Source organism: Mesorhizobium australafricanum (assembly GCF_033977265.1).
Taxonomy (GTDB): domain Bacteria; phylum Pseudomonadota; class Alphaproteobacteria; order Rhizobiales; family Rhizobiaceae; genus Mesorhizobium; species Mesorhizobium australafricanum.
This window is the reverse complement of the sequence record NZ_JAVIIT010000005.1, coordinates 74,873-97,871: the sequence shown is the minus strand read 5'-3', so window position 1 is coordinate 97,871 and position 22,999 is coordinate 74,873. Positions and strand designations below refer to the sequence as shown.

24 protein-coding genes and 1 tRNA gene are annotated in these 22,999 nt (G+C 64.1%); 22 read left to right on the top strand and 3 right to left on the bottom strand.

Annotation, left to right across the window (positions count from 1 at the left end; all coding sequences use genetic code 11):
• The first annotated feature begins 5 nt into the window (after positions 1-5).
• The 5 genes from RFM98_RS11815 to RFM98_RS11795 all read left to right on the top strand — a co-directional run bounded on the left by RFM98_RS11815 (position 6) and on the right by RFM98_RS11795 (position 3,823).
• The gene (locus RFM98_RS11815) at positions 6-365 is read left to right on the top strand and encodes a DUF3024 domain-containing protein (protein WP_320309034.1); all 360 of its coding nucleotides are present in this window, start codon (positions 6-8) and stop codon (positions 363-365) included.
• A 6-nt stretch (positions 366-371) separates the two neighbouring features.
• Complete coding sequence (locus RFM98_RS11810) at positions 372-1,499, top strand: hypothetical protein (protein ID WP_320309033.1); 1,128 nt, start codon at positions 372-374, stop codon at positions 1,497-1,499.
• 158 nt (positions 1,500-1,657) lie between these two features.
• The gene (locus tag RFM98_RS11805; RefSeq protein ID WP_320309032.1) at positions 1,658-3,145 is read left to right on the top strand and encodes an HAL/PAL/TAL family ammonia-lyase; all 1,488 of its coding nucleotides are present in this window, start codon (positions 1,658-1,660) and stop codon (positions 3,143-3,145) included.
• A 139-nt stretch (positions 3,146-3,284) separates the two neighbouring features.
• Positions 3,285-3,515, top strand: a complete 231-nt coding sequence (locus RFM98_RS11800) for a type II toxin-antitoxin system ParD family antitoxin (protein WP_320309031.1) — start codon at positions 3,285-3,287, stop codon at positions 3,513-3,515.
• A gap of 53 nt (positions 3,516-3,568) precedes the next feature.
• On the top strand, positions 3,569-3,823 hold the full coding sequence (locus RFM98_RS11795) for a type II toxin-antitoxin system RelE/ParE family toxin (protein ID WP_320309030.1): 255 nt from the start codon (positions 3,569-3,571) through the stop codon (positions 3,821-3,823).
• A gap of 948 nt (positions 3,824-4,771) precedes the next feature.
• On the opposite strand, the gene RFM98_RS11790 is transcribed toward RFM98_RS11795, so the two are convergent.
• Positions 4,772-4,861 (bottom strand) — tRNA-Ser (locus tag RFM98_RS11790).
• Positions 4,862-5,268: 407 nt separating this feature from the next.
• Here RFM98_RS11790 and rplU point away from each other — a divergent pair.
• The 3 genes from rplU to RFM98_RS11775 all read left to right on the top strand — a co-directional run bounded on the left by rplU (position 5,269) and on the right by RFM98_RS11775 (position 7,063).
• Positions 5,269-5,979, top strand: coding sequence for a 50S ribosomal protein L21 (gene rplU, locus RFM98_RS11785; RefSeq protein WP_320309029.1), 711 nt, complete (start codon positions 5,269-5,271; stop codon positions 5,977-5,979).
• A 100-nt stretch (positions 5,980-6,079) separates the two neighbouring features.
• Positions 6,080-6,349: a 50S ribosomal protein L27 gene (gene rpmA, locus RFM98_RS11780; RefSeq protein ID WP_140801833.1), complete on the top strand. Its 270-nt coding sequence runs from the start codon at positions 6,080-6,082 to the stop codon at positions 6,347-6,349.
• A 126-nt stretch (positions 6,350-6,475) separates the two neighbouring features.
• Positions 6,476-7,063: a GNAT family N-acetyltransferase gene (locus RFM98_RS11775; protein ID WP_320309028.1), complete on the top strand. Its 588-nt coding sequence runs from the start codon at positions 6,476-6,478 to the stop codon at positions 7,061-7,063.
• Between the two features lie 184 nt (positions 7,064-7,247).
• On the opposite strand, the gene RFM98_RS11770 is transcribed toward RFM98_RS11775, so the two are convergent.
• Positions 7,248-8,111, bottom strand: coding sequence for an endonuclease/exonuclease/phosphatase family protein (locus RFM98_RS11770; RefSeq protein ID WP_320309027.1), 864 nt, complete (start codon positions 8,109-8,111; stop codon positions 7,248-7,250).
• Positions 8,112-8,330: 219 nt separating this feature from the next.
• On the opposite strand from RFM98_RS11770, the gene obgE reads away from it, so the two are divergent.
• The 5 genes from obgE to RFM98_RS11745 all read left to right on the top strand — a co-directional run bounded on the left by obgE (position 8,331) and on the right by RFM98_RS11745 (position 14,112).
• Positions 8,331-9,362, top strand: coding sequence for a GTPase ObgE (gene obgE, locus RFM98_RS11765; protein WP_320309026.1), 1,032 nt, complete (start codon positions 8,331-8,333; stop codon positions 9,360-9,362).
• Positions 9,359-10,501, top strand: a complete 1,143-nt coding sequence (gene proB / locus RFM98_RS11760; RefSeq protein WP_320309025.1) for a glutamate 5-kinase — start codon at positions 9,359-9,361, stop codon at positions 10,499-10,501. The genes obgE and proB overlap by 4 nt, the downstream gene beginning before the upstream one ends.
• 32 nt (positions 10,502-10,533) lie before the next feature.
• On the top strand, positions 10,534-11,820 hold the full coding sequence (locus RFM98_RS11755) for a glutamate-5-semialdehyde dehydrogenase (protein WP_320309024.1): 1,287 nt from the start codon (positions 10,534-10,536) through the stop codon (positions 11,818-11,820).
• A gap of 328 nt (positions 11,821-12,148) precedes the next feature.
• Positions 12,149-12,733, top strand: a complete 585-nt coding sequence (locus RFM98_RS11750; protein WP_320309281.1) for a nicotinate-nucleotide adenylyltransferase — start codon at positions 12,149-12,151, stop codon at positions 12,731-12,733.
• Positions 12,734-12,825: 92 nt separating this feature from the next.
• Positions 12,826-14,112 carry an MFS transporter gene (locus tag RFM98_RS11745; RefSeq protein ID WP_320309023.1) on the top strand — a complete coding sequence of 429 codons (1,287 nt, stop codon included), beginning with the start codon at positions 12,826-12,828 and terminating at the stop codon, positions 14,110-14,112.
• A gap of 13 nt (positions 14,113-14,125) precedes the next feature.
• Here RFM98_RS11745 and RFM98_RS11740 read toward each other — a convergent pair whose 3' ends face one another.
• Positions 14,126-14,977 carry a mechanosensitive ion channel family protein gene (locus RFM98_RS11740; RefSeq protein WP_320309022.1) on the bottom strand — a complete coding sequence of 284 codons (852 nt, stop codon included), beginning with the start codon at positions 14,975-14,977 and terminating at the stop codon, positions 14,126-14,128.
• Between the two features lie 241 nt (positions 14,978-15,218).
• Here RFM98_RS11740 and rsfS point away from each other — a divergent pair, with 241 nt between their 5' ends.
• From rsfS to alr, 9 genes are all read left to right on the top strand, one after another.
• Complete coding sequence (rsfS, locus tag RFM98_RS11735) at positions 15,219-15,596, top strand: ribosome silencing factor (RefSeq protein WP_320215178.1); 378 nt, start codon at positions 15,219-15,221, stop codon at positions 15,594-15,596.
• A gap of 62 nt (positions 15,597-15,658) precedes the next feature.
• Positions 15,659-16,141 carry a 23S rRNA (pseudouridine(1915)-N(3))-methyltransferase RlmH gene (gene rlmH / locus RFM98_RS11730; protein ID WP_320309021.1) on the top strand — a complete coding sequence of 161 codons (483 nt, stop codon included), beginning with the start codon at positions 15,659-15,661 and terminating at the stop codon, positions 16,139-16,141.
• A 134-nt stretch (positions 16,142-16,275) separates the two neighbouring features.
• Positions 16,276-16,536 carry a ribbon-helix-helix domain-containing protein gene (locus RFM98_RS11725; protein ID WP_040991618.1) on the top strand — a complete coding sequence of 87 codons (261 nt, stop codon included), beginning with the start codon at positions 16,276-16,278 and terminating at the stop codon, positions 16,534-16,536.
• Positions 16,537-16,538: 2 nt separating this feature from the next.
• A complete protein-coding gene (locus RFM98_RS11720; RefSeq protein WP_320309020.1) occupies positions 16,539-16,895 on the top strand; it encodes a type II toxin-antitoxin system RelE/ParE family toxin in 357 nt (118 codons plus the stop codon).
• 102 nt (positions 16,896-16,997) lie between these two features.
• Positions 16,998-18,332, top strand: coding sequence for a murein hydrolase activator EnvC family protein (locus RFM98_RS11715; protein ID WP_320309019.1), 1,335 nt, complete (start codon positions 16,998-17,000; stop codon positions 18,330-18,332).
• A gap of 1 nt (position 18,333) precedes the next feature.
• Positions 18,334-19,665 carry a S41 family peptidase gene (locus tag RFM98_RS11710; RefSeq protein WP_320309018.1) on the top strand — a complete coding sequence of 444 codons (1,332 nt, stop codon included), beginning with the start codon at positions 18,334-18,336 and terminating at the stop codon, positions 19,663-19,665.
• Positions 19,666-19,858: 193 nt separating this feature from the next.
• Entirely contained in the window at positions 19,859-21,040 is a 1,182-nt protein-coding gene (locus tag RFM98_RS11705) for a divergent polysaccharide deacetylase family protein (RefSeq protein WP_320309017.1), read from the top strand.
• A gap of 52 nt (positions 21,041-21,092) precedes the next feature.
• Positions 21,093-21,608 carry an RNA pyrophosphohydrolase gene (locus RFM98_RS11700; protein WP_320309016.1) on the top strand — a complete coding sequence of 172 codons (516 nt, stop codon included), beginning with the start codon at positions 21,093-21,095 and terminating at the stop codon, positions 21,606-21,608.
• Positions 21,609-21,682: 74 nt separating this feature from the next.
• Positions 21,683-22,834, top strand: coding sequence for an alanine racemase (gene alr / locus RFM98_RS11695; protein ID WP_320309015.1), 1,152 nt, complete (start codon positions 21,683-21,685; stop codon positions 22,832-22,834).
• The last annotated feature ends 165 nt before the right edge of the window (positions 22,835-22,999 follow it).

Below are 22,999 nucleotides of genomic sequence, written 5' to 3'. Positions count from 1 at the left end.
CGGGTATGGTGGACGAGCTGGAGCAAAAGACAATTGTCGCTGCTTGCGAGAAGCTTATCGAGGGCTTCCTGAAGCCCAGGTTCCTGTCCGAGATCCGCCCGACCCAGTGGAACTATACGGTCGATATCCGAGGCGCGTGGGCCGGTGGACGATACCGGTTCATACAGCGCTACCGGTCAGGCATGGACCACAATCGTGGTGAGGAGTTCGACGCGCCCTTCGCCAGGCTCGATCGGATCGGACCAGATCGGTTTGACATCTACTGGATGCGGCATACGGGCAAGTGGTGGCGGCTCCACACGGACGTAACTCTCGCCAAAGCCCTGCGAATCCTTGAAACTGACGGACACCTGCATCCGGTATGAGCGGCAATGAGCGAATATCAATACTATGAATTCCAAGCGATCGACCGGCCGCTTGGCGACACGGATCGCCGGGCTCTGCGCGAGCTGTCGTCACGGGCGCGGATCACGGCCACCAGCTTCACCAATTCCTACGAGTGGGGCGATTTCAAAGGCGATCCGGACGAACTCATGGAGCGCTGGTTCGATCTCCATCTCTATCTGGCGAACTGGGGCTCGCGCCGCCTGATGATGAAGCTGCCGACCCGGTTGGTCGACAGGGATCGCCTCGGTGCATTCCTCGGGAACAACGACTGTTCCATGTTCAGGATCGTTGGTGGGAACGTCATCTTGAGCATCTGGCGCGAGGAGTTGGAGCCCGGCGACTGGGATGACGGCGAGAGTTGGCTGGCGATCCTTTCGCAGCTTCGGACCGACGTGCTGGCGGGCGACCTCAGGTTGTTTTATCTGATATGGCTCATGGACGTCGAAGCCGAAGCGATCGAGCCGGGCGAAACGGAGCCGCTGCCCGGAATCGGACCGTTGACCGACGCGCTCGCAGCCTTCGCCGAATTCTTCTGCATCGACCAGAATCTTCTCCGGGCGGCGGCGGAACGAAGCGCGGCAACGGACGAGGCGCTTCCGGAGATGCCTGGGCGGGTCATCGGGGCGATGAGTGATGCTGAGAAAAGCAACCTGCTTGTGCGGGTTTTCAACGGCGAACCGCATGTGTCTGCCGAGTTGCGGGCCTTGGTTCGGTCGCGCTCCGAGCCCCGGATGGCAACCTCGCCCGTCGCTCCGCGCACAGCTGCCGATCTGCTGACCCGCGCCCGTGAGATCCGCCTTGCCCGGGAGCGCGCCGAGGCGGAACTGGCGGAAGCGCGGCGGCGACTGGAGGCGGAAGCGGCCGAGAAGGCACGTGAAGTACGGCTCGAGGACATTCGCCGACGGGGCGAAAGCGTCTGGACAGACATCGAGGATGAAATCGGGCGGCGCAATCCCGCCGGATATGGCAAGGCGGCGGCCCTCCTTGCCGATCTCCTGGCGCTCGCCGAAAAACAGGATACTGTCGAGATGTTTCGCTTTCGGCTTCAAGCCATTCGGGAGCGTCATGCCGGTAAAGCGCGCTTCATCGAACGTCTAGGCCTGCTGGGATAGAGCGCGCTATCTCGCGGCCGAAGAGTTCCTCAAAGTCGGCGCAGTCGCACTGAAATTTTTACCTTGTCCCCGCCGCCACGGCGAAATTCCGACAAAGCGCGTGCTCGAGAGGCTGTAGGCACGATGCTTCCGGGACTCAGCCCGGATGGACTCCACGAATGACGATAATCATCGACAATGCCGCAAGCTGGCGTGACATCGCGCGCGTTGGCGACGGCGAAATGTTGGCGCTGACCGATGCCGCCTGGGATCGCATCGCGCACGCGAATCGCATCGTGGCAAGCCTCGTCGAAAAGGGTATCCGCGCCTATGGCGTGAACACCGGGGTCGGGGCGCTTGCAAGCCAGGTGGTGGCGCCGGCCTTGCAGGAGAAGCTGTCGCGCAACATCATTCTCAGCCACGCTTGCGGCGTCGGCGAGCTGGTGCCCGAGCGCAGTATCCGCGCCGTCATTGCCGTGCAGGTGGCGAATTTCGCGCATGGCCATTCGGGCGTGCGGCCTCAGATCGTCAGCAACCTGCTCACCTTCCTCGAGCGGGGCTGCATTCCGGATGTTCCGTCCCGGGGATCGGCCGGTTATCTCACGCACAACGCCCATATCGCGCTGGTGCTGATCGGCGAAGGGAGGGCAAGGGTCGCAGGGCGCAGGATGAGCGGCCGCGAGGCGCTGGCCGAGATCGGCCTGGAGCCGCTGGTGCTGGGCGCCAAGGAGGGCTTGAGCCTGGTCAACGGCACGGCATGCGCTACCGGTCTGACGAGCATCGCGCTGGTTCGCGCCGAGCGTCTGCTGTGCTGGGCCGATGCTGCGGCGGCGCTCACGCTGGAAGCCGCCGGCGGGCAGATGGCGGCTTTCGACGAAACCGTTCTGGCCATGCGGCCGTCGCCCGGCATCGCCGCGGTGGGTGCTGCGCTGCGGCGCCTGCTCGACGGCAGCGGGCTGATCGCGGCGGCGCAGGGCAGCCGCACGCAGGATGCGCTCAGCCTTCGCGCGGTGCCGCATGTGCATGGCGCGGCGCGCGAGGTGCTGGAGCGCTCCGCGCAACTGGTCGACCGTGAATTGGCATCGGTAACCGACAATCCCGCCGTGGCCGGCACGCCCGATGAGCCGCAGGTATTTTCGCAGGCGCATCCGGTCGCGCCCGCGCTCGGGCAGACCGCCGACGCCTTGACGATCGCGCTCGCACAGGTCGCGGCCATGAGCGAACGTCGCATCGATCGCCTAGTCAATCCGCTGGTCAACAATCTGCCGGCATTCCTCGCCGCCGAAGGCGGCTGCAATTCGGGCTTCATGATCGCCCAGTACACCGCGACTTCGCTCAGCAACGTCAACCGGCGCCTTGCCGCCCCGGCGGCAACAGACGGCGGTGTCACATCCGGCTTGCAGGAGGATTTCCTCGCTCACCCGACCGTGGCGGCCAACAAGCTTTTGGCCGTCATCGACAACGCCGAATATATTTTGGCAATCGAGCTCATGGCAGCCGCGCAGGCGCATGATTTCCTGGCCGGCAAGGCCGCGCGGGCGCCTGGCACGGACGCCATCTACCGCGCGGTGCGCCAACGCGTCGCGCATTACAGCGACGACCGCCCGCTGTCCTGGGACATGGAAATACTGCGCGATTTCATCCGCGAGGCGGATGCGGGGCGGTGACTGGCGCGATCCTTTCGTCGAATGCTCAGGGTGCGCCGACACTGCTTTGCCAATCCGACCTGTTTTGATCCCTAAGCCAACAAGGCGTTTTGACAAAGATTGCCAAAATATGTCATATCCCTCTTGTATGGAGGTCGATATGGCGACGATGAACGTATCCTTGCCCAAGCCGATGAAGGAGTGGGTGGAGGCGCAAACCGAAACGGGGCGCTACGCCAATGCGAGTGATTATGTACGCGATCTGATCCGCAAGGATCAGGAGCGCAACGACAAGATCGCGGCCATGCAGCGGTTTGTCGATGAGGGCCTTGCAAGCGGCATAAGCAATCGCGGCATGGATGAAATTCTTGCTGATGCGCGCACGGGCTGAAAAGCAAAGCCCAAGCCGGTGACCTACCGGCTATCCCGTGAAGCTGAGACATTGTGCGCATCTACGTCGAGGGTGTGCGCCGCTTCGGGTATGCGCAAGCCGAGACCTATCACGAAGAACTCAAATCCCGTTTCGAGCTTCTGGCGGATAATCCGCGAATAGCCCGGGAGCGGTTTGAGTTGTTGCCGCCGATGCGTATTCATCCGTTCAAGGCGCATCTCATCATATATCGAGTCGAGGAAGGCGGAGATGTCTTCATTGTCCGGGTGCGCCACGGGCACGAGGATTGGGCGGGAACTGCCGCTTAATGCTTCGGAGCGGGCATCCTGCTTCGCGAAGGCGACCAGCCTACTCACCGCTCGATCCGCTTGGAATCGCTCCTGCAATCGCCTTGAGCCGGCTAATGCCAAAGGCACACTCGGACGTCCTTCCCAACATAGCATGCTCCTTCGCGGCGAAGGTCTTCCCATCTTTCGTCGCCGTGGGTTTCGTCAATAGCCGCGTTCGAATAGCCCGCCCAGGAATCACCGTCCTTATAGACAACTGCCCAGTAATCCTTGGACATTTCACCAGCCCCGCTATGAGGGTCGGGATAGTCGATCCCTGCGAAAACCTGGTGAGGTCCCTGGATATTGAAATCGCCGCCCTTCTCGATCTGATAGGAGCATCTTCCGGATATGCGGGTCCCACCCTGAACGACAAGCAGGCAACGGCCCCATTTATAACCGCTCGGTAGACGATGCGGTGCCGCGTGCGAAGGCGAAAAGGAAAATGCAATTGCAAGGACAACCGCAATGGTTCGCCCGGTCAACAGCCAATCCAAAGTGCGGCCGGACACTATTGGATTCTGCCCAGAGTGCATGTCGAATGGCCCTCCGCAGATTGATCCCCTGAGATCATATGACTATCGACCGTGGCAGCGTTTTTGTCACGTAACATGCGGCGGGCCACTCGCTGAAATAGGCCGCCTACGCAGCCACACCGGTGCCTGCGTTTATTGCTGGGGCAGAGGCGACCTTTGTCGCTACGTCCGCTGCGAACATATGACAAGCCTCAAGGCGGACGCTTACTCCGGCGAAGATCGCGAGAAAGAACGAAAACGCCGTGAAGCAGAACGCAAAGCTGCTTCGCGGCCACCGCAGAAACCAAAGGGCGGCAGTTAATAGCTATTCTGGGGCACCGGCACGGGCGTCACCCCTCGAGGATCCGCTAAAAGGGTTTTCTTTTCAGAGGCTTATGGCGCATTCAGATAGCTATGGCGGAGAGGGAGGGATTCGAACCCCCGATACCCTTGCGAGTATGCCGCATTTCGAGTGCGGTGCATTCGACCACTCTGCCACCTCTCCGCGAGGTCATGGTCGGCCGTTGCCGGCGCGGCGCACTAGATAACGGCTGACTGCTCCGGTTACAAGGCCCTATTCGACCGATTTCCGGCTTCTTCGAAAAGGGCCTGCGGCGCGACGGCCAGGCCTCGCCTGCGTGGAGCATAACCGCGATCCTGCCACTCATCGGCGCAATGCCAGCGGACGACCAATGTCGCCGCCTCGCAGGTGGCGCGGTTCGCGACGCACCAACAACAGCTCAGGCAACAGCGCTTGTCTTGACTCCAACGCAACCTTCGGTTAGGGACAGCCCGCATTCGGCGTGGAGGCTCTTCCGCGCCGCTTGTTTTTTGAACCCGCAGACTGACAAAAAGACGGCCGAACCGCCTGACGCGGTTCATCGAGGCCGACCGAACAGCGAAAGGCAAAAAATGTTCGCAGTCATTAAAACGGGCGGCAAGCAGTATCGCGTCGCCGCCAACGATCTCCTGAAGATCGAAAAAGTCGAAGCCAAGGTCGGCGATATCGTCGAGATCGGCAATGTGCTCGCGCATGGCGAGGGCGAGAATGTCACCTTCGGCGCGCCGTTCGTCGATGGCGCTCTGGTCACGGCGGAAGTCGTCGAGCAGGGCAAGAACCGCACCGTCATCGCTTTCAAGAAGCGCCGCCGCCAGAATTCGCGCCGCAAGATCGGCCACCGCCAGCTTTTGACCACCGTCAGGATCGCCGAGATCCTGCTGGGTGGCGCCAAGCCGTCGAAGAGGGCGGCCGCGAAGCCGGAAGCCAAGGCTGAGGCAAAGGCGCCCGAAGCCAAGGCGGAAGTCGCCGCCGAGGCGAAGGCCGAGACCGCTCCGAAGGAGCCCAAGGCCAAGAAGGAAACCAAGGCAGAGGCCGCTGCCGCCGAAGAGGCGAAGGCTGCGCCGCTGTTCAAGGCGCCGAAGGGCGAAGCGGATGACCTGACCGTGATCAAGGGCATCGGCCCGGTCGCGGCGAAGGATCTCGCCGAGCAGGGCATCATCACCTTCGCGCAGCTCGCCAAGCTCAGCGACAAGGATGTCGCCAAGATCGACGAGCACATGCCGTTCAGCGCCGACCAGATCAAGGACTGGCGCGAGCAGGCCAAGGAACTGGCGAAGAAGTAATTCGAGCCGACGCAAACGTCGCCGGATCAGACTTGAAACGGAACGCGAACGCGTTCATAAGACCATTCAAGCGCCCCCAGGGCGCATCGGAGTTAGTTAGATGGCACACAAGAAAGCTGGCGGTTCGTCGCGCAACGGTCGCGATTCGCACTCCAAGCGTCTCGGCGTGAAGAAGTTCGGCGGCGAAGCCGTCATTGCCGGCAACATCATCATCCGTCAACGCGGCACGACCTGGCATCCGGGCACCAATGTTGGCATGGGCACGGACCACACCCTTTTTGCGCTCGAAGCCGGCGCAGTCACCTTCAACAAAAAAGCCAACGGCCGAACCTACGTATCGGTGAACCCGATTACCAAAGCAGCGGAGTAGCCGGTTCCGCACCATAACACCGGCGCCCATCTCGGGAACCGGTGTCTGGCCAGGCCAGGAAAAGGATCAGGAGAGATGGGCTTGCCCTCTCTCCTTTTTCATTTTTTCTTGCCCTGGAGGACTAAAATGGTTGCCGAAGCGGAAGATACCGACGACGAAAGTTACGCGATCGATTGCCCGGTGCTCGCCACCGAGCGGCTGGTCATGCGCGCCCCGCGCGACAGCGATCTCGAGCAGCTCGTTGCTCTGGCCGACAACCGACATGTCGCCGAAATGCTGGCCCGCATGCCGCATCCCTACGGCGAAACCGAGGGCCGCGCCTTCCTCGCCATGGCGGCTTCGCGCCGCGCCGGCATCGTCTATGCGCTCACCCTTGCCGGCACCGGCACCTTCGTCGGCTGCGCCGGCCTGAACACCACCGATCGCGGGCTGGAGCTCGGCTACTGGATCGGCGAGCCATACTGGAAGCGCGGCTATGCCACCGAGGCGGCGCACGCCCTTGTCGACCTCGCCTTCCAGAACACCTCGATCCAGGTGCTGCATGCCTCGACCAGGGTGATCAATCCGGCCTCGCGCCGCGTCATCCACAAATGCGGCTTCCAGTATGCCGGCCAAGGCATGCTGAACTCGATCGTCGCCGGCCAGGTGCCGGTCGAGCGCTACCGGTTGGATAGGAAGACGTGGACGAGTCTCAGGAACTGGGTGCATTTTTGACGACTGCTTCCGAGGAAGCGCCCCCTCACCCGGATTGCCGACCGAATTGCGAAGAGCAATTCGGGGCAATCCGACCTCTCCCCGAGGGGAGAGGAGCTCGTCAGCGCCGACGCCAAGCTCTTCTCCCCTCGGGGAGAAGGTGGCCGCGAAGCGGCCGGATGAGGGGGCCTCCTAAAGCGAGGACTCAGCTCAGCTCAGCCCAGAGCGGAAGGTGGTCGGAGCCGACAGCCTGGCGGTCGGACCACAGGCGCTGCAGCGACCTGGCAAGCGAAGCGCTGGTGAAGATGTAGTCGATGCATTTGTAGCGGCTTTTGTTTTCGGGGCGGTCGGGATCGACCCAGGTGACCAGATCGGCGACGGCGAGACGCTGGGCGATATCGACGGCGAGATCGGCGGTCAGCGGCATGCCGAACTCATGGTCCGGGCGGCCGGCGAGTTCGACATATTCGGGTGAGCCCGGCAGCATGTTGAAGTCGCCCATGACGATAAAGGCTTCCGGATAAGGCAGGTCCGGCAGGCCGATTTCGGGAATGCCCGACAGGCCGCCGCCTTCCAGCGTGTAATTCAGAAGGCGCTGGCGCAGGAAACGGATCTGGTTTTGGCGCTCGACCGGGCTGCGGTGGTCGAGATGGGTGGAATAGAAGCGGATGAAGCCGAGCGGCGTCTCGATCAGCGCTTCGAGCGCGCCGCGCTGGAAGTTCATCGTCTCGAGGCTGCGGCTGCGCGGCAAAAGGAGATTGCGCGACAAATGAATGGGCGTCTTCGACAGCACCATGTTGCCGAGTTGGAAACTGGTCGAGATGGCGCGGCCGTTCTCCAGGCGCGAGCCGATGTTGACCTCGAAATTACTGCCATAGGCGGCAAAATAGTCGGGCAGCGCCTCGCCGATCTCGGCGACCATGTCGCGACCGCCATTCCTCGGATTGTTGCGGGTCACCTCCTGCAGCGCGATCACATCGGCGCCGCGCACGGCATCGGCGATACGGCCGACATCATATTTGCCGTCGAGGCCGATGCCATATTGGATGTTGTAGGAAACGATCTTCATTACGCGCCCCTCCAGTCACGTCCCCGTAACAGTGCTACCGCGTCCTCGGCAAAAGGGCATCCGGCGCTTTAGTCGCAAATCGGCCTCGCCCTAGGCCCCGCCTTGGTTTAAGGCATGTCGGGATTCAGGTGATGCCGGTCTGCAAATGCCGATCTCCTGCGCTTCTCAACATGCCTTAAAGCAATCGCTCAAGGCCATCGGCAGAAACTCGAAACGACGATGAAATTCCTCGACCAGGCCAAGGTTTATATCCGCTCCGGCGACGGCGGCGCCGGTTCGGTGTCGTTCCGGCGCGAGAAATTCATTGAGTTCGGCGGTCCGGATGGCGGCGACGGCGGCCGCGGCGGCGATGTCTGGGCCGAAGCGGTCGACGGGCTGAACACGCTGATCGACTACCGCTACCAGCAGCATTTCAAGGCCAAGACCGGCATGCACGGCATGGGCCGCAACATGACCGGCGCCAAGGGCGCCGACATCACGCTGAAAGTGCCGGCCGGCACCCAGATCTTTGCCGAGGACAATGAGACGCTGATCTGCGACCTGACAATTGTCGGCCAGCGCTTCCTGCTTGCCAAGGGCGGCAATGGCGGGTTCGGCAACCAGCATTTCAAGACCTCGACCAACCAGGCGCCGCGGCGCGCCAATCCCGGCCTGCCGGGCGAGGAGCTGAGCATCTGGCTGAGATTGAAGCTGATCGCGGATGCCGGTCTGGTCGGGCTGCCCAATGCCGGCAAGTCGACCTTCCTTGCCGCCGTGACCGCCGCCAAGCCGAAGATCGCCGATTATCCGTTCACGACGCTCTATCCGGGTCTCGGCGTTGCCCGCATCGACGGCCGCGAATTCGTGCTTGCCGACATACCCGGCCTGATCGAGGGCGCGCATGAGGGGGTGGGCATCGGGGACCGCTTCCTCGGTCATGTCGAGCGCACGCGCGTGCTGCTGCATCTGGTCTCGGCGCAGGAGGAAAATCCGGGCAAGGCCTACAAGACCGTGCGTGCCGAATTGGACGCCTATGGCAATGGGCTGACCGACAAGGTCGAGATCGTCGCGCTCAGCCAGATCGACATCCTCGACGCGGATCAGCGCAAGAAGAAGGCCGCTTCGCTGAAGCGTGCCGCCGGCCGCGCGCCGATGCTGGTGTCGGCCGTCACCGGTGAAGGCGTGGAAGCCGTGCAGCGCGCGCTGATGGCGGTGGTGGCTGAAGCCCGCGATGCCGTGCCCGCTCCTGTCGAGACGCGTTGGCAGCAATGACGACTTCGCTGAAATCATACCGGCGCATCACCGTGAAGATCGGCTCGGCGCTGCTCGTCGATCGCGCGACCGGCCTGAAACGCGACTGGCTGAGCTCTCTGGCCGACGACATCGCGATGCTCGCCAATGCCGGTGCCGAAGTGCTGGTCGTATCTTCGGGCGCCATCGCGCTCGGCCGTACTATCCTCGGCCTCGGCAAGCGCGCGCTGAAGCTCGAGGAAAGCCAGGCGGCGGCGGCCGTCGGCCAGATCGCGCTCGCCGGCGCCTGGTCGGACGCGCTCGGCAAGGACGGGCTGAAATCCGGCCAGATCCTTTTGACACTTGGCGATACCGAGGAACGCCGCCGCTACCTCAATGCCCGCGCGACGATCTCGACCCTGCTCAAGATGAAGGCGGTGCCGGTCATCAACGAGAACGACACGGTGGCGACGTCGGAAATCCGCTATGGCGACAATGACCGGCTGGCGGCGCGGGTGGCGACGATGATGGGCGCCGATCTTCTGGTGCTGCTCTCCGACATCGACGGACTCTATACGGCGCCGCCGGCCAAGGACCCGCAGGCCAAGTTCATCCCGGTGGTCGACCGCATCACGCCCGACATCGAGGCGATGGCGGGGGCGGCGGCTTCAGAGCTGTCGCGCGGCGGCATGCGCACGAAGCTCGATGCCGGCAAGATCGCCAACGCCGCAGGCACCGCCATGATCATCACGTCGGGCACCAGGCTCTCGCCGCTGATGGCGATCGAACGCGGCGAACGCGCGACCTTCTTCAAGCCCAGCGCCAGTCCGGTGAAGGGTTACAAGACCTGGATCGCCGGGCAGCTCGAGCCGGCCGGTCGGCTCACCGTCGATGCCGGCGCCATCGGGGCGCTGAAATCGGGCAAGTCGCTGCTGCCGGCCGGCGTCAAGTTGGTCAGCGGCAATTTCTCGCGCGGCGACACTGTGGCGATCCTGTCGCCCGAAGGCCGCGAGATCGCGCGTGGCCTTGTTGCCTATGATGCCGCCGATGCCGTAAGGATCGCTGGCCTGAAGACGGCCGAGATCGAAAATGTGCTCGGCTACGAGGCGCGCTCGGCGATGATCCATCGCGACGACCTTGTGGTAAGCGTCGCCGGCGACCAAGTATTGGCCGACGGCTAGAGTATTGGCCGACGACTAAGCGGAGGATGACCATGCTGAAGCTGCATGAAAGATCCGGGGAAGACATGGTGGCGCTGATGGCCGATATCGGCCGCCGCGCCCGCGCTGCCGCCCGACCGCTTGCCGTCGCTTCCACCAAAGCCAAGAACGACGCTTTGGCCGCCATGGCCGACGCCATCCTGCGCAACGAGCAGGCCATCCTCGACGCCAATGCCATCGACATGTCGAACGGCGAGGAAACCGGTTTGTCAGGCTCTTTCATGGATCGGCTGAAGCTTGACGCGTCGCGGATCAAGGCGATGGCCGACGGCATTCGCGAGATCGCCGCGCTTAAGGACCCGGTCGGCGATGTCATTGCCGCATGGGACAGGCCGAACGGCCTCAATATCGAGCGTGTGCGCACGCCGCTCGGCATCATTGGCGTCATCTACGAAAGCCGGCCGAATGTAACGGCGGACGCCGGCGCGCTTTGCCTGAAAGCGGGTAATCCGGTGATCCTGCGCGGCGGCTCGGATTCGATCAATTCATCATCGGCGATCCATGCCTGCATGGTCGAAGGGCTGAAGGCGGCCGGCCTGCCGCCGGATGCCATCCAGCTGGTGCCGACCACCGACCGCGCCGCTGTCGGCGAGATGCTGAAAGGGCTTGGCGGCAATCTCGACGTCATCATTCCGCGCGGCGGCAAAAGCCTGGTCGGGCGCGTGCAGACCGAGGCGCGGGTGCCGGTCTTCGCGCATCTCGAAGGCATCTGCCATCTCTATGTCGACCGCTCGGCAAAGCTCGACATGGCGGTGGCGATCGCCGTCAACGCCAAGATGCGGCGCACCGGCGTCTGCGGTGCCGCCGAGACCTTGCTGATCGACCGCGCGGTCGCCGCCACGCATCTGGTGCCGATCCTGGAGGCGCTGCGCGCTGCCGGCTGTGAAATCCATGCCGACGCCGAGGTGATGAAAGCTTTCACCGACGCCAGCCCGGCGACCGATGCCGACTGGGTGACGGAATATCTCGACGCCATCATCGCGGTGAGGCTGGTCGACGGCGTCACCGGGGCGATCGAGCATATCGAGAGGTTTTCCTCGCACCATACCGAGGCGATCATCGCGGAGGATGCGAGGGCGGTTGAGCGCTTCTTCAACGAGATCGATTCGGCGATCCTCCTGCACAACGCCTCGACACAATTCGCCGATGGCGGCGAGTTCGGCATGGGCGCCGAGATCGGCATCGCCACCGGCAAGATGCATGCGCGCGGGCCGGTCGGCGTCGAGCAGCTCACCTCGTTCAAATACCGCGTGCGCGGGTCGGGACAGGTGAGGCCTTGACGTTTTTCGCCAGAGCGTGAGCCTTTGCGCCAAGGCACCCCCCTCTGTCCTGCCGGACCCGGCCCTTCGCTTTCGCTCCGGGCGTTCGTCGTTCGGAAAGCCAAGCAATTGGCTTCCCGTCCGCTTCGCGGACCACTCCTCACCCCCCTCAAGGGGGGAGATTGGCGGCTTGGGCGCCGCCGCTCGGCTTGCAACGCTAGCGATTGGCGAAAGTCGCGGCGACATCTGATCTCCCCCCTTGAGGGGGAGATGCCCGGCGGGGCAGAGGGGGGCGCCTAACACCATGCTTTCCCAACCTGAACAGCCGGTACCCGCCCGCTACGTCCGTATGCCGCACGCCGCCAAGGGCCTGACAGTTGGTCTCTTCGGTGGCTCGTTCAATCCGCCGCATGCCGGTCATGCGCTGGTCGCGGAGATCGCGCTCAGACGGCTTGCGCTCGACCAGCTGTGGTGGATGGTGACGCCGGGCAATCCGCTCAAAAGCGTGCGGGAGCTGGCGCCGCTCGCGGAGCGGATAGAACTCTCCGAAAAGATCGCCAGGAACCCCAAGATCAAGGTCACCGCCTTCGAGGCGGCGCAGCACGTGCGCTACACCGCCGACACGCTGGCCCTGGTCAAGGCGCGCAACCCGGGCGTCGATTTCGTCTGGATCATGGGCGCGGACAGCTTGCGCGATTTTCACCGCTGGCAGCGCTGGCGCGAGATCGTGCTGACCTTCCCGATCGCGGTCATCGATCGCCCCGGCGCCACGCTCTCCTTCCTGTCTTCTGTGGTCGCCAAGACCTTCGACTATGCCCGTGTCGATGAAGGCGATGCTCCGCTGCTTGCCCGCATGCAAGCGCCGGCCTGGACTTTCATCCACGGGCCACGATCCTCGCTCTCGTCCACCGCGATCCGCAAGGCGAAGGGGTAGCTTCCACCTTCCCCCACAAGGGGGGAAGGGAAGGCGCGCCATGTCGCTTTTGAGGCGGCTTTTGGCCGGCCGGTAAGCGAAGCTGCGAACGCATGCTGGAGAAGAATCCCACCAAGACCGATCCGGGCGGCGCCGCGCAAACGTCGCCGCTGATTGCCATTGCCAGCGTCATCGTGTCGATGGCGCTGATTGCGATCGGCAATGGGCTGATGTTCGCCTATATCCCGGTGCGCCTCGGCGCCGACGGTTTCGACCCCACCTGGGCCGGGCTGATCGTCACCGGGCTTTCGGCCGGCGGGCTGGCGGGCTGCATCCTGACCGGGCCGCTCGTCCGGCGCGTCGGTCACGCCCGCGCCTTCATGGTGCTTTCGGCGCTGATCGCGCTTTCCAACGCGGCGATCGGCTCCGGGCCGATCCCACTGCTGTGGATCGCCGCGCGCGCGCTTTACGGCTTCGCCATTTGCGGCCTGTTCATCGTCGCGCAGAGCTGGCTGAACGACGCCTTGCCGAATGCGATCCGCGGCCGGGTGATGGCAGTATTTTATGTTGCTTACATCGCCGGGCTGGGTGTCGGCTACGCGATGCTGGCCGTGGTCGACATCCACACGGCCGCCGCCTCGCTGATCGGCATCACCTTCACCGCGCTGTCGATTTTGCCGGTGGGCATGACGCGGCTTGCGCAGCCGCCCGCGCCGCAGGCCGCATCGGTAGCGCTTCGCCGCGCCTGGCGGATCTCGCCGGTCGGCGTCGCCGGCATGCTGGCGGTCGGAGGCCTTTCGATGATCGTTTCCGGCTTCGCACCGATCCACGCCACCGCCAAGGGCTACAGCCAGGCCGATGTGGCGCTGCTGTTGTCGGCAATGCCGGTCGGCACCCTGATCCTGCAGATCCCGCTCGGCTGGATCTCGGACCGCACCGACCGCCGCTACGTGCTGGCGGGCGCGGCGGCGCTCGCGACCTTTGCCAGCGTGCTCGCCATCGTCTTCGACGGCGGCGCGCTGATGGTGCTGGTGGTGATCTACCTGATCTGGGACGGGGCGTCGGAATCGATCTATGCGCTCTCCAGCGCGCATGCCGCCGACCGCGCCGCCAAGGACGAGCTTTTGGCGCTTTCGAGCTCGATGCTGTTTGCCTGGTCGCTGGCCGGCTTCATCGTGCCGGGCATCGTGACGGCGCTTTCCGCCGTCTTCGGTACCGCGACCTTCATCTATGTCGGCATCGTCATCGCTTCGGCCTTCTGCCTGTTCGTGCTGTGGCGCGTGATGGCGGGGCGGCCGACTCCAGCTCCAACAAGCGGCAGCTTCGCGCCGATGAGCGCGCAGACGCCTTTGCCGGTGGAGCTTGCCTTCGCGCCGGACGAGACGACTGCTCCCAAGTGAAGAGCCGATGGGCTTACTGCCTGCGTGCCTCAGGCGCCGGCACTTCCGGCGGCGGCAGCGGGATCGAGATGCCCTCGCTGTCAAAGGCCTGCTTGGCGCGCTTGGTCGTGTCGATCTGGGTGGAGAAGTAGTCGGCGGCCGAGGTCCAGTAGCGCAAAGTGAGCGAAACCGTCGTGTCGCCGAGATTGGCCACGAAGGCGATCGGCGCCGGCTCGCGCCGAATGCGCTTTTCGGCACCGGCGATGACAAGCAGCGTCTTTTGCGCGCGGTCGATATCGTTCCAGGAGCCGATGCTCAAGGTGACGTCGGTGCGCCGCACGCCGTTGCGTGTGAAGTTGCGCACCGGCTGGTTCCACAGCGTCGAATTGGGCGCCAGCACATAGACGCCGTCGACGGAGCGCAGCTTGGTGGCGAAGAGGCCGATCTCCTCTATGGTACCTGAGATCGAGCCGACCTCGACATATTCGCCGATGCGGAAGGGTCTGAGCGCCAGAAGCATGATGCCGGCGGCAATGTTCTGCAGCGTGCCCTGCAGCGCCAGTCCGATAGCGAGACCGATGGCGCCGATGGCGGCGATGATGGAGGCGGTCTGCACCCCGAACTGGCCGAGCACCATAATGGTGACCAGGATCAGGATGGCGTAGCGGACGATCTTGGAGAAGAAATGCCGCAAGGTGGCGTCGAAGCCGTGGATATGGCCCAGGGCGGCACGGATCGAGCGCTCGGCAAGGCCGGCGACGAAATAGCCGACAACCAGAAGGATGACGGCGCCGATGGCCGAGAAGGAATAGGAAACGATCAAGGCGCTGAGTTGCGCAACTGCCGCCTGGATGGTGACAAGGACGGTTTGCGGGTCGGTGGGCATGGCGGAATCTCGTTGGTCGGAGTGCCGATAACCCATGCGCCGGAGATCAGTTCCCGCCTTTTGCCCCCATCTGACAGCCCTCTGGATCGGCGCGCGGACGCGGGCGACCGGGGCCGCGTCTTGAAACTGCAACGGAACTCTGCCTATCTAAGTGGTGTCACCTGATTTGCCTGGTGATTTGGTTGTTCTTGTTGGGAAAGGAAACACACTGAGAACAGCACTGCGGAAGAAGGCTGACGTCATGCCTTCGCCGGCAGGGATCAGCGGAAACGCTGCCGCGTCCCTTGCCATCGACACAGTCCTTGCCAGTCTGGAAGACTCCAAGGCCGAAAACATCGTCTCAATCGACATCCAGGGAAAATCGAGCCTCGGGGACTTTATGGTCATCGCCTCGGGCCGGTCGCACCGTCATGTCTCGGCTGTCGCCGATCATCTTCTCAAGGCGCTGAAGGATGCCGGTCTCGGCACGGCGCGTGTCGAGGGGCTGGCTGGCGCCGACTGGGTCCTGATCGATTCGGGCGACATCATCGTCCATGTCTTCCGCCCCGAAGTCCGCGAATTCTACAATCTCGAAAAGATGTGGCAGGCGCCGGATCTCGAGGAAGAGACCTTGCACTGAGCCTTGATCCGCGTGCCGTGAAACGTCACGGTATGCGTTAGGACAAGCTCGCCGGGGCGAGGATGAAGATCACCGTTCATGCCGTGGGCCGGATGAAGACCGGCCCCGAGAGAGAACTCGCCGACCGCTATTTCGAGCGCTTCGCCAAAAGCGGGCCCGCGGTCGGGCTGGAGTTTGCCGGTATCGTCGAAGTTCCCGAAAGCCGCGGACAGAGCGCCGACGAGCGGCGCCGCGAGGAAGCCCAGAAGCTGCAGGCGCAGTTGCAGTCCGGCGCTGTCCTCATCCTGCTCGACGAACGCGGCAAGTCGCTCTCCTCAGAGGATCTGGCCGCCCGCATCGGCCAGTTGCGCGACGGCGGCCGCAAGGCGCTGGTCGTCGCCATCGGCGGCGCCGACGGTCATGACAAACCCTTGCGCGAGCAGGCGGACCTGGTGCTGTCGTTCGGCACGCTGACCTGGCCGCACCAGCTGGTGCGCGTGATGCTGGGCGAGCAACTCTACCGGATCGCGACCATCTTGGCAGGTCATCCCTACCATCGGTCGTGAGGGGGCGCTCAAAGACCGGAACCTGGACGGGCCTCGGCCTCGGGTGCCACAGCATAGGACTTTGATCGACTGTAGCAGATATTGACAATATTTGCGACGCTTCCATAATGTGAGGCGAGCAGGATCTTTGGTTTATGGCAGCAGATAACAGCATTCATGTTCGTGTCGGCGGTAAACTCCAGGCGCATCTGCAACAGCAGATCGGCGAGAACGGCCTTTACGAAAATGCCAGCGAGTATATCCGCGCCTTGATCCGTCGCGATTTGCAGACCCGCGACGAAGCGTGGGACTGGTTGAAGAGGCAGCTTGAGCCAGGTCTGAGGGCTGAAGAGAGCGAATTCCGGTCCGTATCGGCTGAGGATGTTATTCGGCGCAATCAACGCCGAAGCCTCTAGCCATGGCAGGGTATCTGTTCTATCCGCCAGCGGACGCAGCGCAGGACCGAATCTGGAACGATACCGTCGAGAAATGGGGCGAGGCGCAGGCCATCCGCTATGTCACGGGCCTGCATCAGCACTTGCAGATCCTTTTCGAAACACCTCCTCTCTGGCGAAAGCTCCCCGGCAATTTGGCGATTGCCGCCGATTTGAAGGTGGACGTCTATTTCAGCCACTATGGCCGCCACTACGTGTTCTTCCGCAAGCTTTCCGGCGACCGGATTGGCGTCGTGAGCATCCTGCATGATCGAATGGATGTGCCGGTACGGCTGGCCGAGGATCTGCAGGTCGTAGAAGCGCGATCGGAAGACACGTAGCTATCCGGATTTCCGCCTCAATAACTCGACATTACGATCACAGCGGCGCTTCCAACATGGTTGATGGTTCGTTAACGAAGCGGCGGATAGAGTCGAGGCCTGATGTCTGAAGGCTGGAATTCGAGAACGCGCGCCTGGCGCAGCCGCTGCGGTTTGACCCTTGTCGCCGCCCTGGTTGTGCTCGGCCCGGTGCGGGCGGCCGAAAATTCGCTCGCCCTCGCGCCCGATCCGGATCAGAGCCGGGCCGAATACGAGCAGGTTTCCAAGGAGATCACCCTGTCGTCGGAGCGGCTGGCCAAGCTTGCCGCCGACATCGCCTCGGTCCGCAAGGATTATGCCTCGATCACCGCGGCGCTCATCCAGTCGGCGATGACGGAACAGAAGCTCGGCCAGGACATCGAGGACATCGGCGCCAAGCTCGAAGGGCTGAAGGCCGAGGAAAAGAAGCTGCGCGCCTCGCTCGCGGCACGGCGCGACGTGCTGGCCGAAGTGCTCGGCGCGCTACAGCGCATGGGGCTCAATCCGCCGCCGGCGATCCTGGTCAAGCCGGAGGATGCGCTGTCGTCGGTGCGCAGCGCCATCCTGCTTGGCGCCGTGGTGCCGGAACTGCGCCAGCAGACCGACAGGCTGATGGCCGATCTCAAGGAACAGACGCGGGTGACGGCCTCGATCGAGGCCGAACGGGCCAGGCTCACCACCGCCGTCACGGACCAGACGGCGGAGAAGAAGCGGCTCACCATGCTGCTCGAGGCCAAGAAAAAGCTGCAGGCCGATACCCAAACGGCGATCGCGGCCGAGCAGCAGCGCTCGCAGCAGCTGGCGGCAAAGGCCAGCAGCCTCAAGGACCTGATCGCCTCGCTCGAAGCCGACAAGGCGCGCAAGGCGCAGGACCAGGCTAAGGCGGGCGAGCGGAAATCGACCGACAGCGACACGACGGCCTCGACGACCGAACTTGCCGCGCTGCCGGTGCCGGAGGCTAACCGCCTCACGGGATCGGCACCGTTTTCGGCATTGCAAGGCCAGATCGCGCTGCCGGTCATCGGCAGGATCAAACGGCGTTTCGGCACCGATGACGGCAACGGCGCACCGATGCAGGGCGACATGGTTGCGACACAATCGGGGGCCATCGTCACCGCGCCGGCGGATGGAAACGTGCTTTATGCGGGGCCGTTTCGCTCCTATGGACAACTCTTGATCCTCAATGCGGGTGATGGGTATCATGTCGTCCTGGCTGGGATGAGCAGAATCAGCGTCGCGACGGGACAGTCGGTGCTCGCGGGAGAGCCGATCGGCGCGATGGGAGAGGCCCGGGTGGCAAGCACCTCGGCCTCGCGGAATGAGAATTCGACGTCGGAACTCTATGTCGAGTTCCGCAAGGATGGAAAACCCGTCGATCCGGCCCCATGGTGGGCGGACCGATTTTCTGGAAGGACGTGAAATGATGCGGAAACTGTCGCTTCTGTTTGCCGGCGCGCTGATGGGCGCATCGGCAATGAGCCTGGTCTACGGCGCACCGGGTTCGGCGGCGAACGCTGCGGGTTCGGAAACCTACAAGCAGCTGGCGATCTTCGGCGACATCTTCGAGCGCGTGCGCGCGAACTATGTGACGCCGCCGGACGACAAGTCGCTGGTCGAGAACGCCATCAACGGCATGCTGGCCTCGCTTGACCCGCACTCCTCCTACATGAACGCCGAGCAGGCGCAGGACATGCGCGTGCAGACCAAGGGCGAGTTCGGCGGCCTCGGCATCGAGGTCACCATGGAGAACGACCTCGTCAAGGTGATCACGCCGATCGACGACACGCCGGCCGCCAAGGCGGGCGTGCTTGCCGGCGACTACATCGCCAAGATCGACGGCGAAGAGGTGCGCGGCCTGACCCTCAATGACGCGGTCGAGAAGATGCGCGGGCCGGTCAACACGCCGATCAAGCTCACCATCCTGCGCCAGGGCGCCGACAAGCCGATCGAGCTGACGGTGGTGCGCGACATCATCAAGGTCAAGGCGGTGAAGTACCGGGTCGAGAACGACATCGGCTACATGAAGATCACCTCCTTCACCGAAAAGACCTATGACGATCTCGAGAACGCCATCGAGACCATCAAGAAGCAGGTGCCGGACGACAAGCTGAAGGGCTATGTGCTCGACCTGCGCCTCAATCCGGGCGGCCTGCTCGACCAGGCGGTGAGCGTGTCGGACGCTTTCCTCAAGCGCGGCGAAATCGTTTCGACCCGCGGCCGCGACCCGAAGGACGTCACCCGCTTCGACGCCAAGCCGAAGCAGGTCGACGAGATCAACGGCAAGCCGATGATCGTGCTGGTCAATGGCGGTTCGGCGAGCGCCTCGGAAATCGTCGCCGGCGCGCTGCAGGATCTGCGCCGCGTCACCGTGGTCGGCACGCAGTCCTTCGGCAAGGGCTCGGTGCAGACCATCATCCCGCTCGGCGAGAATGGCGCGCTCAGGCTGACGACGGCGCTCTATTACACGCCGTCCGGCAAGTCGATCCAGGGCAAGGGCATCACGCCCGACATCAAGGTCGACCAGCCGTTGCCGCCGGATCTGCAGGGCCGTGACCTGACCCGCGGCGAATCCGATCTCAAGGGTCACATCAAGGGCGCCGACGAGAGCTCCACCGGTTCGGGCTCGGCTGCCTATGTGCCGCCGGATCCGAAGGACGACCTGCAGCTGATCTATGCCGAGCAGCTTCTGCGCGGCCAAAAGACCGATCCGTCGTTCCCGCCGAACCCGGACAAGGCCGTGATGAACCAGTAGCGCAGTCCGGCTCTGGCCGGCTGAGCCAAGCAATGCAATGCTGCCGGGACCGCGAGGTTCCGGCAGTTTGATTCGGGGATTGCGGTTGGGGCGCCACGCGTCTGGGGTATCGCGCCAGCGATTGCGAAGTTTGCGCGAGATGTCACGAAGATCGTGACATTCACTAAAGCGGCATGCTTCCGGGGAACACAACTTGGCTGACACCGGCAAGGACATAGAACGCCCGCTTGGACAGTCGCTCCAGCCAAAGCGGCCTGCCTCGCGTGGCATCGGCTCGGGCTCGCTTGTCGCTGTGCTGGCCGTGCTTGCCGCAATCGGCGTTTCCGGCGCGATTGCCTTGCGGGAAAAGCCGTTCCGCAAACCGCAAGAAGTAGCCGTGTCGACACCGAAGGTCATTGCAGCTCCCGTGGCAGCACCTGCGCCGGCTCCGGTTGCGGCGGCCGCGCCGCGGGCCGGAACGCCGATGAAGAGCGGCGGCCCGCAGATTATCCATGTCCAGACCGAGGAGGGCGACGGCCCGCCGAAAGCGGCGATCGTCATCCGCGATCCGTCGACGCTCGGCCAGAACCTGAAGGTCGCCCACATCCCCGACAGGGCGTTGATCGAGGCCAGCGACACCGGTCCGCTGCCGATGCGCTCCGCCGATGGAAGGCGGCCGTTCGACGTTTATGCGCGGCCGTGGTCGGGTGCGCGCGGCGCGCGCGTGGCGATCGTCATCGGCGGGCTCGCCGTCTCGCAGACCGGCACGCAGGCGGCGATCGCCAAGCTGCCGGCCGAAGTGACACTGGCGTTCGCGCCGCAAGGCAACAGCATCGGCCGCTGGATGCAAGCGGCGAGGCAGAGCGGGCATGAGATCGTCATGCAGGTGCCGCTCGAGCCGTTCGACTATCCGAATGTCAATCCCGGCCGCAACACGCTGACGGTCTCGGCCAGCCCGGACGAAAACCTGAAGAGCCTGCACTGGGCGCTGTCGCGCACGACCAACTATACCGGGATCATGAACTATATGGGCGCGCGCTTCTCGGCCGACCCATCGGCGATGGGACCATTCATGGCCGAGCTCGGCAAGCGGGGGCTTGCCTATATCGATGACGGCTCATCCTCGCGCAGCGTGGCGCCTGACCTGGCGCTGAAGGACGGCGTGCCCTTCGTCGCCGGCGACATGGCGATCGATGCCGTGCAGGACCGCGGCGAGATCCTGAAGAAGCTGGATAGCCTGGAAGCGACGGCGCGGGCCAAGGGCAGCGCGGTCGGCATCGGTTCGGCTTTCGATATCACCGTCGACACGGTGACGTCCTGGATCGCCGAGGCGAAGAAGCGCGGTATCGAGATCGTGCCGATCTCGGCGGTGGCGATCGATCCGCAAAAGGGATAACCCTACCCGCCTCGCCGAAGTCCATTCTCAAAGACGGCTGGAACCCTTGCCCATGGCCAAGACAATCGATCCTGAAACGCTGCCTTACCGTCCCTGCGTCGGGCTGATGATCCTCAACCGAGCAGGCCTGGTCTGGGTCGGGCACCGCATTGCCGAACCGGACAGCGAGTTTGCCGGCACGACGCAGCTTTGGCAGATGCCGCAAGGCGGCATCGACAAGGACGAAGAGCCGATCGAGGCTGCCGGGCGCGAGCTCTATGAGGAAACCGGCATGCGCAGCGTGTCGTTGCTCGCCGAGGCGCCGCGCTGGATCAATTACGATCTGCCGCCGCATCTGGTCGGCGTAGCCTTCAAAGGCCGCTATCGCGGCCAGACGCAGAAATGGTTCGCCTACCGGTTCGAGGGCGACGAGGGCGAGATCGAGATCAATCCGCCGCCCGGCGGCCACACGGCCGAGTTCGATCAATGGGCCTGGCGGCCGATGCAGGATCTGCCGGAGCTGATCGTGCCGTTCAAGCGCACGGTCTACGAGCAGGTTGTCGCGGCATTCCAGCACCTGGCTCGCTGACCGGCATCATCCGTCCGGTTGTCGAGGCGGCCCCGTGGCCGTATTGATTGCCGATGTCATCAACGGGGGTCGCCATGAACGACGGCACCGGACGCGGGTTTCCGGCAAATGATGCGGGCGGCTGTTCGACGGTGAGCGAGGCAGCCGCCGGCGCGATCCTGACGATCGATCTCGGCGCCATACGGGAAAACTATCGCCGGCTGAAGGCGCGAATGAACGGTGTCGGCTGCGCCGGCGTGCTCAAGGCCGACGGCTATGGGCTTGGCGCCGCTCAGGTGGCGGCGGCGCTGGCGAAAGAGGGCTGCGATATCTTCTTCGTCGCGCTGCTTGCCGAGGGCATCGCGCTGCGCAAGGCGATCGGCCCGAGGCCGGACATCTTCGTGCTGAACGGGCTGCCTCCGGGTTCGGAGCCGGAAGCCGCAGCGGCCGGGCTTTGCCCGGTCGTCAACAGCGCCATCCAGCTGAAGGCTTGGCGCGAGACCGCGCGAAGCATGGGCCAGGGTCTGCCTGCCGCCATCCAGGTCGACAGCGGCATGGCCCGGCTTGGCATGGCGGCGGCGGAAGTCGAGGCGGTCGCGGGCGAGACCGGCGCCTTCGATGGCATCGACATCCGTTTGGTGATGAGCCATCTCGCCCGCGCCGACGAGCCGCTTCAGGCGGCGAACGGGAAGCAGCGGCTCGAATTCGACCGGCTGCGCAAGATGCTGCCCGCAGCACCCGCCTCTTTAGCCAACTCCTCCGGTATCTTTCTCGGGCCGGCCTATCACTACGACCTTGCCCGCCCGGGTGCCGCACTCTACGGCGTCAACCCGACGCCCAACGCACCCAACCCGATGCAGCCGGTCATACGGCTGCAAGCCAAGGTGGCGCAGACGCGGCAGGTCGGCGCCGGCGCCGGCATCGGCTATGGTCACGCCCACAATGCGGTCGAGCCGCTTAGCCTGGCGACCATTTCGCTGGGCTATGGCGACGGCTGGCACCGGCGCGCGGCTTCAGCCGCCTGGTTCGAGGGCGTGCGGTTGCCGTTCATCGGGCGCGTGTCGATGGACTCCATCATCCTCGACATCTCGGCGCTTCCTGCCGGCAGGCTCAGCGAGGGCGACCTCGTCGAGCTCATCGGTCCGTCGCAAAGCGTCGACGACGCGGCCGGCCACGCCGGCACCATCGGCTACGAGATATTGACCAGCCTGGGTGCGCGCTTTCACCGCCGATACATCGGCGCCTGAGGCTGGCGCCTTGCTTGACAAGCCGGCGCTTCTCGGCAAGGTTCGGGGCATGAGCAACCTCGCTTATACCAAAACCTGCTTCAGGGTTTGCCCCATCGCGGGAGCGTAGCCCCGGCGTGGCCGCCAATGCTGGCGGCCGCGTGAACCGGGGCGTTTGAATTCCAG

What these genes read in the sequence shown, in the direction of transcription:
- RFM98_RS11745 (WP_320309023.1), top strand. Translation starts at nt 12,826, where the DNA reads ATGCTGGAGAAGAATCCCACCAAGACCGATCCGGGCGGCGCCGCGCAA.
- rlmH (WP_320309021.1), top strand. Translation starts at nt 15,659, where the DNA reads ATGAAGATCACCGTTCATGCCGTGGGCCGGATGAAGACCGGCCCCGAG.
- alr (WP_320309015.1), top strand. Translation starts at nt 21,683, where the DNA reads ATGAACGACGGCACCGGACGCGGGTTTCCGGCAAATGATGCGGGCGGC.
- RFM98_RS11805 (WP_320309032.1), top strand. Translation starts at nt 1,658, where the DNA reads ATGACGATAATCATCGACAATGCCGCAAGCTGGCGTGACATCGCGCGC.
- RFM98_RS11810 (WP_320309033.1), top strand. Translation starts at nt 372, where the DNA reads ATGAGCGAATATCAATACTATGAATTCCAAGCGATCGACCGGCCGCTT.
- proB (WP_320309025.1), top strand. Translation starts at nt 9,359, where the DNA reads ATGACGACTTCGCTGAAATCATACCGGCGCATCACCGTGAAGATCGGC.
- RFM98_RS11725 (WP_040991618.1), top strand. Translation starts at nt 16,276, where the DNA reads ATGGCAGCAGATAACAGCATTCATGTTCGTGTCGGCGGTAAACTCCAG.
- obgE (WP_320309026.1), top strand. Translation starts at nt 8,331, where the DNA reads ATGAAATTCCTCGACCAGGCCAAGGTTTATATCCGCTCCGGCGACGGC.
- rsfS (WP_320215178.1), top strand. Translation starts at nt 15,219, where the DNA reads ATGCCTTCGCCGGCAGGGATCAGCGGAAACGCTGCCGCGTCCCTTGCC.
- RFM98_RS11740 (WP_320309022.1), bottom strand. Translation starts at nt 14,977, where the DNA reads ATGCCCACCGACCCGCAAACCGTCCTTGTCACCATCCAGGCGGCAGTT.
- RFM98_RS11750 (WP_320309281.1), top strand. Translation starts at nt 12,149, where the DNA reads ATGCCGCACGCCGCCAAGGGCCTGACAGTTGGTCTCTTCGGTGGCTCG.
- RFM98_RS11710 (WP_320309018.1), top strand. Translation starts at nt 18,334, where the DNA reads ATGATGCGGAAACTGTCGCTTCTGTTTGCCGGCGCGCTGATGGGCGCA.
- RFM98_RS11770 (WP_320309027.1), bottom strand. Translation starts at nt 8,111, where the DNA reads ATGAAGATCGTTTCCTACAACATCCAATATGGCATCGGCCTCGACGGC.
- RFM98_RS11815 (WP_320309034.1), top strand. Translation starts at nt 6, where the DNA reads ATGGTGGACGAGCTGGAGCAAAAGACAATTGTCGCTGCTTGCGAGAAG.
- RFM98_RS11715 (WP_320309019.1), top strand. Translation starts at nt 16,998, where the DNA reads ATGTCTGAAGGCTGGAATTCGAGAACGCGCGCCTGGCGCAGCCGCTGC.
- RFM98_RS11755 (WP_320309024.1), top strand. Translation starts at nt 10,534, where the DNA reads ATGCTGAAGCTGCATGAAAGATCCGGGGAAGACATGGTGGCGCTGATG.
- RFM98_RS11720 (WP_320309020.1), top strand. Translation starts at nt 16,539, where the DNA reads ATGGCAGGGTATCTGTTCTATCCGCCAGCGGACGCAGCGCAGGACCGA.
- rpmA (WP_140801833.1), top strand. Translation starts at nt 6,080, where the DNA reads ATGGCACACAAGAAAGCTGGCGGTTCGTCGCGCAACGGTCGCGATTCG.
- RFM98_RS11700 (WP_320309016.1), top strand. Translation starts at nt 21,093, where the DNA reads ATGGCCAAGACAATCGATCCTGAAACGCTGCCTTACCGTCCCTGCGTC.
- rplU (WP_320309029.1), top strand. Translation starts at nt 5,269, where the DNA reads ATGTTCGCAGTCATTAAAACGGGCGGCAAGCAGTATCGCGTCGCCGCC.
- RFM98_RS11775 (WP_320309028.1), top strand. Translation starts at nt 6,476, where the DNA reads ATGGTTGCCGAAGCGGAAGATACCGACGACGAAAGTTACGCGATCGAT.
- RFM98_RS11800 (WP_320309031.1), top strand. Translation starts at nt 3,285, where the DNA reads ATGGCGACGATGAACGTATCCTTGCCCAAGCCGATGAAGGAGTGGGTG.